This is a genomic window from Halomonas sp. 3D7M (assembly GCF_014897885.1).
GTDB lineage: Bacteria > Pseudomonadota > Gammaproteobacteria > Pseudomonadales > Halomonadaceae > Vreelandella.
Map to the genome: position 1 here is coordinate 1 of NZ_JABUZF010000178.1, position 12,599 is coordinate 12,599.

The following is a 12,599-nucleotide window of genomic DNA, read 5'->3' on the forward strand; positions in this document are numbered from 1 at the left end:
AAACTTGCCGCTAATGTGGGTGCCATGCTGCTCGCGTTTATTGCGCTTATTGCCCTGATTAACGGAATTCTAGGCGGCGTTGGCGGTTGGTTTGGCTTTGAATCACTCAGCCTTGAACTGATTCTTGGCTGGCTGTTTGCGCCGCTTGCCTTCTTGCTTGGCGTCCCTTGGGAAGAAGCTACCCTGGCGGGTTCGTTTATCGGTCAAAAACTGGTGGTGAATGAGTTTGTCGCCTTTATCAACTTGGCTCCCTACATTGATGGGGAACAGGTAGTGGCCGCCACGGGTCAAATGATGACTCCACACACCATGGCGATTCTTTCCTTTGCGTTATGTGGCTTTGCCAACCTGTCCTCGATTGCTATTTTGCTGGGCGGCTTAGGCAGCATTGCCCCTACACGCCGTAAAGAGATTGCCCGTTTTGGCGTGAAGGCCGTATTGGCCGGTACACTCTCTAACCTAATGTCGGCCTCAATTGCAGGCTTCTTTATTGCGTTGAGTAGCGCCACGGCTTAACGCAGCGAGCACGACACTTTGCAACGGGCGCTGCTGTTTTCACGCAGGGCCCGTTTTGTCTTTTATTAATTTGCGAGAACTCCATGACTGCGACTGCCTCCTCTCAGCACACTCAAGCCCAACTTACCCAAGCTGCCCGTCAAGCACTCACCCTCATGGATCTAACGAGCCTGAACGACAGCGACACCGATAGCACGATTGAAGCGCTCTGCCAGCAACTTAAAACACCCTTTGGCAACCCAGCAGCGGTATGCGTTTATCCGCAATTTGTGGTTACCGCGCAGCGTGCACTAACCGCTCACAAGCTCAATGACCACGTTAAAATTGCCACGGTTACCAACTTCCCAGACGGTGGTGACGACATCATGGGCGCCGCCCGTGAAACCCGCGACGCTGTCGCTTCCGGTGCCGATGAAGTCGATGTGGTCTTCCCCTACCGCGCATTGATGGCAGGCGATGAAGCAATTGGCCTAGAGCTGGTCGAAATGTGTAAAGCCGCCTGCGCTGGTCAAGCACGCTTAAAAGTCATCATTGAATCGGGCGAACTCAAAGATCCCGCGCTTATCAAGCGTGCCAGTGAACTGGCGATTGAAGGCGGCGCTGACTTTATTAAAACATCGACAGGCAAGGTCGACACAAACGCCACCCTGGAAGCCGCTGAGATCATGCTCAACGCGATTAAAGCCAGCGGTGAAGATGTCGGGTTTAAAGCCGCCGGTGGCGTGCGCACCACTGAAGAAGCCGCCGAGTACCTAGCACTTGCTACGAACATTATGGGCGCGCAGTGGATAACGCCTGAGCACTTCCGGTTTGGTGCCTCCAGCCTGCTGGGTAATTTATTGAATACGCTAAGCGGCGCCCCACAAACCGCATCGCTCGCCACTACTAACGGAGGCTACTAAATGTCATCTACCGCTTCTCATCACGCTCTCCTACCCCAGGAACTGATCCGCCTGAAGCGCGATAATCAGCCGCTACCCGCGGAAGAGATCAAAGCCTTCGTACAAGGCATTGCCGATGATCGCATCAGCGACGCCCAGATTGGCGCCTTCACCATGGCGGTGTTCTTAAACGGCATGAGCCGTGAAGAAGTCGTCGCCCTGACCACGGCGACCCGCGACTCTGGCCATGTCATGCAGTGGGACTCCCTCAACCTGCCCGGCCCGATTGTCGATAAACACTCTACCGGCGGCGTTGGTGATTTAGTGTCGTTGGTGCTCGGCCCCTGGGTCGCCGCTTGCGGCGCCTTTGTGCCGATGATTTCAGGTCGTGGCCTTGGCCACACCGGCGGCACGCTGGACAAGCTGGAATCGATCCCCGGTTACGACCCCTACCCAGCGCCGGAACGCTTTAGCAGTGTGGTGAAATCAACCGGTGTAGCGATTATCGGCCAAACCGGCAATCTGGCCCCCGCCGATAAACGCATTTACGGCGTGCGTGATGTGACCGCCACCGTGGAGTCCATTCCACTGATTACCGCCTCTATTCTGGGTAAAAAACTGGCCTCTGGTTTAGATGCCTTAGTGATGGACGTTAAGGTTGGCAGCGGCGCCTTTATGCCCACGCCGGAAAAATCCCGCGAGCTAGCCAAAAGCATCGCCAACGTGGCAACCCAAGCCGGCACCCCAACCACAGCTCTGCTCACCGACATGAGCCAGCCGTTGGCCCCTTGCGCTGGCAACGCGGTCGAAATCGTCGAGACCCTGGCCCTACTGCGCGGCGAACGTGCCAACAGTCGCGTTATGCAGGTCACCCGCGAACTGGCGGTGGAAATGCTGATCGCTGGCAAACTGGTCAACAACCGTGAAGAAGCCCTAACTAAGCTGGAAAAAGCGCTCACCTCGGGTGCAGCAGCCGAAGTCTTCGCCCGCATGGTACGCGAGCTGGGCGGTCCCGCCGACTTTATGGAACGCTCGGATAGCTACTTGGCCACCGCACCGGTTATTCAGCCGGTGTACCCTGAGCAGAGTGGCATCGTACAGCGTATCGACACCCGTGCCGTCGGTATGAGCGTCGTCGAGCTAGGCGGTGGCCGCCTGCGCAACGACGCTAGCGTCGATCACAGCGTCGGTTTTAGCGATATTGTCGAGATTGGCGACCGTGTCGATAGCCAGCGTCCGTTAGCCATCGTTCACGCCCGCAGTGAAGATGCGGCCAAGCGTGCCGCTGCTCAGTTGCGTGCCGCCATGACCCTTAGCGAAGAGCCTGCCGCAGCGGACACACTGCTTCAAGACACCTTCCGAGGAGAAGCCTAATGCGTCGTGCGATTGTATTAGTCCTTGATTCGTTTGGGATCGGTAGCGCCCCCGATGCTGATAAATTCGGCGACCAGGGTGCTGACACCCTGGGCCACATCGCTGCCGCCTGCGCCCGCGGTAACGCCGATACCGCTGAGCGCTCAGGCCCCCTAAAACTGCCCAACATGGCGGCGCTTGGCCTGTTCTACGCCCACCGCGATGCAACGGGAAGCGTCGCCGAAGGCGTTAACCTGCCAGCTCAATTAACAGGTGCGTACGCCCACGCCAAGGAGATCTCCAGCGGCAAGGACACTCCCTCCGGCCACTGGGAAATTGCTGGCGTACCAGTGCGTTTTGACTGGGGTTATTTTCTTGATAAAACCAACAGCTTCCCCCTTGAACTGCTCGACGCCATCGTGCAAGAAGCCGGCCTCACTGGGGTGATTGGCAACTGCCACGCTTCGGGCACCGAGATCATCGCCCGTCTGGGTGAAGAGCACATAGCCACCGGCAAGCCCATCGTTTATACCTCGGCAGATTCGGTGTTTCAGATTGCCGCCCACGAGGAGCACTTTGGCTTAGAGCGCCTCTACGCGCTGTGCGAAACCGTGCGCGAGCTTCTCGAGCCCTACAACATTGGCCGTGTGATTGCCCGCCCGTTTAACGGCGATGACAGCACCAGTTTTGCCCGCACCGGCAACCGCCGTGACTACAGCGTTGAGCCGCCCAGCCCCACCGTATTGCAGAAACTGGCCGATGCCGGCGGCGAAGTGGTCTCGATTGGCAAGATCGCGGACATTTACGCGCATTGCGGCATTACCCATAAGGTCAAAGCCAGCGGCCACGACGCCCTGATGGAAGCCACGCTCGCCGAAGTAGCCCGCACCGCGAAAGAAACCAGCGACCGCCCAACCATGATCATGACCAACTTTGTTGATTTTGATTCGGTTTACGGCCACCGCCGTGACGTGCCGGGCTACGCCGCCGCACTTGAGCATTTCGATGCCCGCCTGCCGGAACTGCTTGCCGCACTCAACGACGATGACCTGTTGCTGCTCACCGCCGACCACGGTTGCGACCCCAGCTGGGAAGGCACCGAACACACCCGCGAATATGTGCCGGTGATGGTGCATGGCGCAGGGTTTGCCCCCGGCCCGCTAGGCGAGCGCGACACCTTTGCCGATATCGGCCAGACATTAGCCGCCTTCTTCGCCGTTGAAGCGATGGAAGACGGCAAGAGCTTTTTACCTAACGCTGCCTGAACCGCAGCGTTGAGCGAATTAATCTGATTAAAAAACGATCAATAGGAGCGTTTTATGGCAACACCACATATCAATGCTGAAATGGGCGATTTCGCGGATACCGTTCTGATGCCCGGCGACCCGCTGCGCGCCAAGTACATCGCCGACACCTACCTGGAAAATGTTCGTCAGGTGAACGATGTACGCAGCATGTTCGGCTACACCGGTACTTACAAGGGCCGCGAAATTTCGGTCATGGGCCACGGCATGGGCATTCCGTCGGTGTCTATTTATGCCAAAGAGCTGATTACCGACTACGGCGTTAAATCGATTATTCGTGTGGGTTCCTGCGGCGCAGTGCGCGACGACGTCAACGTGCGTGACGTGGTTATTGGCATGGGTGCCTGCACCGATTCCAAAGTGAACCGTATGCGCTTTAATGACCACGACTTCTCGGCCATTGCTGACTTTGAGCTAACAAGCCACGCCGTTGCTGCCGCCAAGGCGCAGAATGTGCCGGTAAAAGTCGGCAATATCTTCTCAGCAGACCTGTTCTATAACCCGCAGACCGATATGGCCGAACTGCTCAAGCGCTACGGCATCGTGGGTGTGGAAATGGAAGCAGCAGGCCTTTACGGTGTTGCAGCAGAGTTTGGTGCCCGCGCGCTAACCATCTGTACGGTGTCCGACCATATTCTGAAAGGCGAGTCGCTCTCCAGCGCCGACCGCCAGACCACCTTCAATGACATGATGACGATTGCGCTAGACACAGTACTACGCGACGACGCCGCTAAGGCCTAATAGCCATTTATGAGGATAACGCCATGAGCCAAGCGGATAAGGCACTGGTTGATACGCTGCTGACCACCTTGGACAACGCTTATGCGCCCTACTCCAATCATCCAGTCGCCGCGGTAATGGAGTGCCCGGATGGCCAGCAGTTTGCAGGCGCTAACGTGGAAGTGGCGCACTACAAAGGGCTGTGCGCGGAAGCCTCGGCGATTTCCGCCATGATCACCGCTGGCCAGCGTGAGCTTGCCAAGGTGTACGTGATGGGACCAGGCGAGCACCTGTGTACACCCTGCGGCGACTGCCGCCAGCGCATTCGTGAATTCGCCACCCCAGAAACGCAAATTATGGTGCTTTCACACCAGGGCGACGTGCTAAAAACCTATACCATGGCAACGCTGCTTCCCGATGCCTTCGGCCCTGAGCAACTGCCACCGCGTTAAGCGTTCACCCTGTTTCCCGCATGACGAGCGTCACCGGCAACGATACATGCCGGGGCGCTTTGCTTGCTAGCGCTTCACCCAGCAGCTCCACGCTCATTGCCGCAATCGCTGCGATATCTTGACGAATGGTTGTTAACCCAGAGGCAAGCGCTGGCAGGTCATCAAAACCGGTCACTGCGACTTGGCGAGGCACGTCAATCCCCCTGTCTTCCAGCGCAGCAACGCAGCCCAAAGCCAGCTCGTCGGTGGCGCATACTAATGCATCAAATGGCGGGGCTTGGCCATTTGTGGTCTCCGCCAACAAACGATTTAAATAACGATAACTGGTCAGTGAGTCTGAGCTAAACCGATGTGGCAGGCTAATTAGTTGCTCAGAAAGCTCGGCTTCATCCAGCGCCCGTCGGTAACCCTCTAAACGGCTATGAGGCCCCGGCATTTCCAGCTCACCACCGACAAAAGCAAGCTGCCGACGTCCCTGAGCGATAAGGTGGTGCGTCATTTCATAAACCCCCTGGGCATCATCCGGTGCGACCGAAAATCCTTGCCCTGGGTTGCCAATGCGCACAAACGGCACGCCGGCATTTTCTAGCAAGCTGGGACGCTCATCCTCAGAGGTTTCCCCCAGCAGAATAGCCGCGCCCGCCCGTTCTGGTAGCTCTGCCGTCTGATCGTGATGGAAAAAGATCGGCACCATGCCCTGCTGGTGTAGTGCGACGGTTAAGTGTTGGTAAAGCAGAATATAGTAAGGACGCAGCTCGATATCCTGGCGCCCCAGGGAAATTCCTACCACTGCGGCCTTGCCACTAATCAGTTGCCTGGCCGCTGCGCTGGGCTGGTACGCCACTTCGCGGCTGATGGTAAGAATTTTTTCCCGCAACGCGTCACTTAGCCCTGGCTTACCATTAAGTGCCCGGCTGACCGAAGCAATAGAGACATCGGCCCGCCGGGCTATTTCGCGTATGGTCGCCGTTTGAGCGCTCTGTTTGGTCTGTTTCATGCCATGCCTCAGCGATTCAGCTTATGATTGTGCCAAAAATTGTGCCGAAAATCGCTGAGCATTGCGGCAAATCCAGCTACCAACCACGCCTACCTATGCGGGCAAGCTCGCTATCGAGCTGCTGAATTGCTTGTTCGGGGGAAATATCACCGGATAGGGCGTCATGCACACGGTTGAACACGGCGTTAGACACCCGCGGATACGCTTCTCCAGTAACGCTTGCAGGACGTGGCACACCGTTCATAACGGTTGCATAAAGTTCGCCAATAAACGGGTGGGCTTCCAGCACCTCGGCATTTTCATAGAGCACAGGCCGCGTCGGGTTTCGACCAAACTCAATGGCGTGAGCTTTCTGCTGCTCCTCAGCGGCGAGATAAGCCACTAGGTCAGCGGCGATATCAGGATGCTCTGAGTAGCGTGAAACCGCCCAGTTCCAGCCGCCAAGCGTCGCGACAGACTGCCCTTCGGGCCCGCGGGGTAACGGCGCGACGCCAAACTTGCCTTGAATGGGTGTACCATCGGCCTGCCCCAACGACCAGGCATAGGGCCAGTTACGCATAAACACGGCGTTACCCGATTGGAACACCCCGCGAGCTTCTTCTTCCATATAGTTGCGCACGCCCTCAGGACTGATGTCCCCCACCCAAGAGGCTGCTAGCGCAATGGCCTCTACTGCTTGGGGGTTATTGATGGTGACTTGCCCACCGGCATCCACAAAAGTGCCGCCACCGTGGCTGGCTATCCACTCCAATGCATTGGTGGTCAGCCCTTCATAGGCTCGCCCTTGGAACACAAACCCATGCATGCGCGCATTACCTGCGTCGCGCTCAGATTGCTGGATATGTCGCGCAGTGTCCGTCAACGCCTGCCAGGTTTGCGGCACTTCAGCGTCGTACTTGTCCAACAAGTCCTGGCGGTAATAGAGCAACCCTGCATCCGTAAACCACGGCAACGCCACCAGCTTGCCCTGCACGGTATTGTTATCCATCAGCGAAGGAATAAAGCCGTCAGCCGCGCCTTCCGGCAGGTAGTCATTTAGGTCAACCAAATGGTCGGCAAGTAGCCCTGGCCACACAATATCCACCATCAGCACATCCACATCTTGCGATTGGCTGCCTAATAGTTGCTGATAAAGCGACAACTTCTCAGTGGGTGATGCCGGGGTGGTGACGATATTCACTTGGTGACCATTAGCATCGGCCCACCGTTCTGCCAGGGTTGGGCAAAAATCTGCCGCCCCACCATCGCCACAGGCAATGGTAATTTCAGCCGCCATGGCAGGCAGCGTTGTGGGCAGCAGGGCAAACAGTATCGCTGACGAGCGCAGGTAGTGACGCATAGCATTCACCTCTATTGTTATTGGTAGGTAGGGAGCTAGTTAAAGGGTCGAGCCATCCACCTAGCTGGCAATCGCTAGGCTGCGGTCTTCCTGGCTTGATACGAAACAGGCATCGAGCACGGTTTGAATCGCCGCGCCGCGGGCAAAATCCGGTTGATCGTTATTGCCACTACGAATGCTCTCGACGAAGCGCTGGTAAATACTCGGCGTGGACGGTGCTTTCACAGTGCTCCAGCGGGCAGGATGTACGTCATCATCGAGACATACCTGCACATCCTCTTTTGAGGCGTCCAGGTCAATACGAATCGCGCCTTTATCGCCGTGCACACTCAGCGCCAGCGAGTTGTGATGCCCTGTTGCCCAGCGAGTGGCCTGAATAGTGCCTTTCGCACCATTGGCAAATGACACTCTCATCAGCGCGGTATCATTGGCATCCAGCACATACTCACCAATGCGATTGTCTGGGGCTTTTTCAAAGCAGGTTAACTCGCAGTTTACTCGGGTAATGTCGCCAACAGGGAAGCTGGCAAAGTCGACAATATGCACACCAACATCGCCTAATACGCCTTTGCTGCCGTGGGCTTCAGAAAGCCGCCACAGCCACTGGCTATCTTCATTCCAGCGCCCCCAGGCGTTACTCACTAGCCAGCTTTGCCTATAACTGGCATCGACATGACGAACTTGACCAATCGCCCCTCCCGCAATCAGTGCACGCGCGTGTTGAATCGCCGGGGCATCGCGGTAGCTTAGGTTGACCATGTTGATCACGTTAGCGGCCTGAGCAGCGGCCGCCATTTCATGGGCATCTTGTGCATTTGTCGCCAGCGGTTTTTCACACAGAATATGCTTACCTGCGGCAATGGCGGCCAGCGACGTGGCTTTGTGAACACCATCAGGGGTGACGTTACTTACCGCGTGAATATCATCCCGAGCCAACATGGCATCCAGGTCTTGATACACGTCGGCAATGCCATGATGCTCGGCAAACGCCTGGGCTTTGGCAAGGTCTCGGTCGCACACAGCCATCACTTCGATGCCTTCAAGACGGCCAAAATGCTTGGCGTGCTCGCCAGCCATGCTGCCTGCACCAATTATCGCTAAACGGATCATTTAAAGCCCTCCTCGCCGGGTTTATGCAGGCTTTCGCCTTTAATCTCGACCGGATTAGGCGCTTGGTCAGCGGGCACATTAGGGCAGCTGTCGATCCATCGCGAGCCTTCCGGGCGTGCCCAGTTCACGGCGTTTTTCAACACGGTTTTCACCTGGGCATCGTAATAAATCGGATAGGTTTCATGGCCAGGGCGGAAGTAGAAAATCTTGCCGTTGCCACGTTTGTAGGTCAGGCCGGAGCGGAACACCTCTCCCCCCTCAAAGGCACTGATAAAGATCACTTCATCGGGGTTAGGCACCGCAAACGGTTCGCCGTACATTTCGGTATGGGGCAGCTCAATGTAGTCCCCCAGGCCCTGAACAATCGGGTGACCTGGGTTCACTACCCATAGCCGTTCCCGCTCGCCCGCTTCACGCCACTTGAGTGAACACGTAGTTCCCATTAAGCGCTTAAAAATTTTCGAGTAGTGCCCCGAGTGCAGCACAATCAACCCCATGCCCTGGAGTACGCGTTTTTGAACGCGATCAACCGTCTCCTCCAACACATCGCCATGGGCGGCGTGGCCCCACCATAGCAGTACATCGGTGCTTTCAAGCATTGCTTCGCTCAAGCCCTGCTCTGGGTCTTGTAATGTGACAGCAGTGGCATCGATACCTTCTGCTTCGTTTAAACCTTCGGCGATGCACTGGTGCATACCCTTAGGGTAAATACGCGCCACGATGTCATTGGTCTGCTCGTGGACGTTCTCCCCCCATACGGTCACGTTAATGCTCATAGCTTCTCCTTGCGACATAAAACATCTTAAAAAATGACAGGTGAGGCTTAAAGTAAACGTTTACTCGCAAAGAGTAAACGTTTACTTAAATGCAACTTTAGTCGCTTCACAAGAGTAAAAAGAGTGCGCATTAGCGCTCATAAAAAAGCCCGCTGCATAAAGCAACAGGCTGTTTAGCTAAGAAACACAACGTGTTAGAAGTAGCCCGTCCCGCGGGGCATCATGCCAAGATGATTTTCAACACGCTTGACGCCCTGGGTATTTTCAGCTGCTACGGTCACTGCCTGCTTCTGTTCTACTGACTCTACTAGCCCCCAAATCTCTACGTTCCCACCATCAACAATCACACTGAAGCTTTCGGTTCGCACACCGGTGTTATTATCGATCTCTTTGAGAATGGCTTCACGGATAGAGCGATCATCCTCCGGCGACTGAGTGGGCGCTACAACCGCGTTAGCAATCCCTTGAAGTAAGTTTGCGCGACTGACAATACCAACGAGCTTACCGTCTCGCACCACTGGCACCCTCTTGATGTGATGCTTTTCCAGCAAACGAGCAATGCTATGCAGCGGTGCATTTTCTTCGACAGTTAGTGGCTTGGAGGTCATTACCTCATGCGCCTTACGCCCATGGGATTTAATATATGTCCCCGCGTCTTTACCGCCACTAAAGAGCGAGAGCCACCAAGAGCGGTTATCGTCCGCTTCATCTTTCACGCGACGCATCAAATCGCCTTCGCTCACGATACCCAACACTCTACGCTCATCATCGACGACCGGTACGGCACTAATGCGATTTTCGAGTAGCAACTGCGCTATATCGCGCACGTTTGCGTCGGGCCCTACACACACCACGTTGGGTGTCATAATGTCGATAGCTTGCACAGTATCCTCCAGGCGACAGGGTCGCAGTCGCAAATTATATGGCTCACCTTTGAGACTAGTGTGCTACTGGTGATTTCGCTATGCAGGCCCAGCCTCAGTGCCCGTCTATTGATCCAACGCAGTTTATTTGCTGGTTTTCTCTACACTTTCCTCAGCGACTTTCTCGACATCGACAATGCCAGAACGGCTCACAACCACTTTCCAGCGAGCTAGGTAGGTTGTGTCCTCACTACCCGTCTCACGAATGACCAAGTTAAACAGGTGACGTCTCTCGACACTTTCTCTAACGGCCTGACCTTCCTTCAGACGGTAAATGAAGTGCTTCTCTTTGCTCATTAAGCGCGTCAGCATGGAAAGATCGATATGCAGCGTTTCACGGGTATGCTCATAGCCGCTTAAAAAGCGGGTGGGCGACATACGCGAGCTGGAACGATAATGCAGTACTTCTTCTTCACGCTGAGCGACCGTTCGACGGCGCATTTGCTGAATATCAGCATCTAGTGCGGCATAGCGCTTATAGTCGAACCACTCTAACTGCCGACCCACCGATTGATTGCGCGTGGGGTCGATATATTGCCGCCGCCACTTTGGCCTTCCACGCCGAAGCCAGCGCCATAGCGTGTTACGCAGGTCGTCTTTAAACACCTCCCGCATCGCATAAAGCAGCGCCAACGCCAATACAAACAACGCAGTGACATCGCCCAGCACACTACGCAAGTGGAGCACACCAAGCGATACAAACGCCATTACCACTGCCGTCGCCAACGCTTTTACTGCCTTCTGCTCGCCGCTCCCAAGCTCTAGAGCACGCTGTTTGAGCGTAATGGGATGCTCAATAAGCCGCCTTAGCAAGCGCATTTTATTCGACATCCGAGTGGGATCTTCCATCACCCGTTCAGCGTTATACTCTTGCTCTTTTCGATAGTCGCTCTCACGCTGGCAGACAATGATAAAGCGACGTTTTATCTCACTAAACTCGCCGCCACGAGGCATATGCGCTACCAATGCCAACAGTTGCTGCTCGGTAAACCAGGAAAGGTAATTATCGATGTTGGCAAAGTATTTATAGAGCCGCTCGTCGGTGGGCGAATTGCGCCGCAACCGTTTAAGAATGCCGTCACTCAAATCACTCATTTCATACAGTTGATCACGGAGCGCATCGGCAAGCTCTTGAAGCTCGCCGCTCTCCTGGCGTTGATCGCTAGTTGCATGGCGTAGTTTTCGGGCGCTGACCAGCATTGCCTGAGTCGTTCGCTCTAACGCCCCAACGTATTGATAAGCGTACAAACTTAAACTTAACCGATAGGAATCACTGCCTAACTGATTACGGCTCGCTAAACGACTATGGACCAACGGTAAATGGTACTCATCACTGTAGTAAGTGCGTGAAACGCTAATCGCGCCGTGATAAAACGCCTCTTCTGAAATGACATGGGTGCTAAGCCCAAGCTCTTTGGGCACAAATAGGTAAACATCGAGCGTGTGCGACGTTTCTTCCTTGAGCCGTCGAGTGAGCCTCAGCTGGAAGCTATTTTTACGCTCAACATTGATCACCTAACGAATCTCCTACTTCATTGCGTAACGCGATGATATACCATGGCCAATCATTATCAGGATGGCCGTTAAAGCACTTCTGCGGTTAACCTCTTTGCCTTGGAGCCAAGGAATGTCCATTGCCCGTTTTTCACCCTTTGAGCTGTTGCTGCTAAAGAGCCGCAGCCAAGTGGATACGGCAACACTACTACTGTTAGCCTGGGTGCTTGTCCATCGCCAGCAGGTGTCTGAAGGCCAGCGGCGACGCCGACTGGCTCAGGTCACCGCGCAATTTCGTCACGGGCATGAACTTGGGCCGGTGATGAGCATTGCCCATAGTCAAGACCTTCAAGCCATTCAGTTAGCGGCCGAGGTTGTGCGCAAAGAGTGTTCCAACGAGCGCAGTCTCAGCATACTTTACCAAGCGATCACGGTAGCCACCGACGATGGCGAGCTATCTCTGAATAACCATTACATTCTGGGCTTTCTCGCTGATTTGCTAAATATCACACCTGCCACATTCAGCACTCTCTTTCATGAGTTAACGGGCAAACCACTGCAATCAGCAGAGGACCCCAGTCGAGATGCTTACTGGCAGGTGCACGATCCAGAATATCACGCGCGCAAGGCACGTGATGCACACGCGGCTGAGCAGAAAGCAAAAGAGGCCGAAGAGCGCCAGCGTGCTAATAAAGAACAACAGCAACAACAGCAACAAAAGCAACAAAAGCAAC

12 protein-coding genes and 1 pseudogene are annotated in these 12,599 nt (G+C 55.3%); 7 read left to right on the plus strand and 6 right to left on the minus strand.

Translation table 11 applies throughout. From position 1 onward, the window contains the following. From INT22_RS09950 to cdd, 6 genes are all read left to right on the plus strand, one after another. A partial coding sequence (locus INT22_RS09950; protein WP_319022062.1) for a nucleoside transporter C-terminal domain-containing protein occupies positions 1 to 516 on the plus strand: 516 nt, incomplete at its 5' end. Positions 517 to 599: 83 nt separating this feature from the next. Further along, a complete protein-coding gene (gene deoC, locus INT22_RS09955) occupies positions 600 to 1,418 on the plus strand; it encodes a deoxyribose-phosphate aldolase (RefSeq protein WP_193059924.1) in 819 nt (272 codons plus the stop codon). Then, the gene (deoA, locus tag INT22_RS09960) at positions 1,419 to 2,771 is read left to right on the plus strand and encodes a thymidine phosphorylase (protein ID WP_089038874.1); all 1,353 of its coding nucleotides are present in this window, start codon (positions 1,419 to 1,421) and stop codon (positions 2,769 to 2,771) included. Then, complete coding sequence (locus INT22_RS09965) at positions 2,771 to 4,015, plus strand: phosphopentomutase (RefSeq protein ID WP_089038875.1); 1,245 nt, start codon at positions 2,771 to 2,773, stop codon at positions 4,013 to 4,015. The genes deoA and INT22_RS09965 overlap by 1 nt, the downstream gene beginning before the upstream one ends. A gap of 54 nt (positions 4,016 to 4,069) precedes the next feature. Next, a complete protein-coding gene (deoD, locus tag INT22_RS09970; RefSeq protein ID WP_038482109.1) occupies positions 4,070 to 4,795 on the plus strand; it encodes a purine-nucleoside phosphorylase in 726 nt (241 codons plus the stop codon). A 23-nt stretch (positions 4,796 to 4,818) separates the two neighbouring features. After that, positions 4,819 to 5,226 (plus strand): cytidine deaminase, encoded by a 408-nt coding sequence (gene cdd / locus INT22_RS09975; protein WP_193059923.1) that lies wholly within the window; start codon positions 4,819 to 4,821, stop codon positions 5,224 to 5,226. A gap of 4 nt (positions 5,227 to 5,230) precedes the next feature. On the opposite strand, the gene INT22_RS09980 is transcribed toward cdd, so the two are convergent. From INT22_RS09980 to INT22_RS10005, 6 genes are all read right to left on the minus strand, one after another. Continuing rightward, a complete protein-coding gene (locus tag INT22_RS09980) occupies positions 5,231 to 6,223 on the minus strand; it encodes a LacI family DNA-binding transcriptional regulator (RefSeq protein WP_193059922.1) in 993 nt (330 codons plus the stop codon). Between the two features lie 76 nt (positions 6,224 to 6,299). Then, entirely contained in the window at positions 6,300 to 7,562 is a 1,263-nt protein-coding gene (locus INT22_RS09985; RefSeq protein WP_193059921.1) for an ABC transporter substrate-binding protein, read from the minus strand. Positions 7,563 to 7,622: 60 nt separating this feature from the next. After that, entirely contained in the window at positions 7,623 to 8,672 is a 1,050-nt protein-coding gene (locus INT22_RS09990) for a Gfo/Idh/MocA family protein (RefSeq protein WP_193059920.1), read from the minus strand. Next, on the minus strand, positions 8,669 to 9,448 hold the full coding sequence (locus tag INT22_RS09995) for a ThuA domain-containing protein (protein WP_193059919.1): 780 nt from the start codon (positions 9,446 to 9,448) through the stop codon (positions 8,669 to 8,671). The genes INT22_RS09990 and INT22_RS09995 overlap by 4 nt, the downstream gene beginning before the upstream one ends. A gap of 194 nt (positions 9,449 to 9,642) precedes the next feature. Next, entirely contained in the window at positions 9,643 to 10,332 is a 690-nt protein-coding gene (locus tag INT22_RS10000; protein ID WP_193068160.1) for a CBS domain-containing protein, read from the minus strand. A 123-nt stretch (positions 10,333 to 10,455) separates the two neighbouring features. Beyond that, the gene (locus INT22_RS10005; RefSeq protein ID WP_193068161.1) at positions 10,456 to 11,886 is read right to left on the minus strand and encodes a hypothetical protein; all 1,431 of its coding nucleotides are present in this window, start codon (positions 11,884 to 11,886) and stop codon (positions 10,456 to 10,458) included. Between the two features lie 112 nt (positions 11,887 to 11,998). Between INT22_RS10005 and INT22_RS10010 the strand changes: the two are divergent. Beyond that, a pseudogene (locus INT22_RS10010) lies at positions 11,999 to 12,599 on the plus strand (J domain-containing protein); the annotation flags it as partial.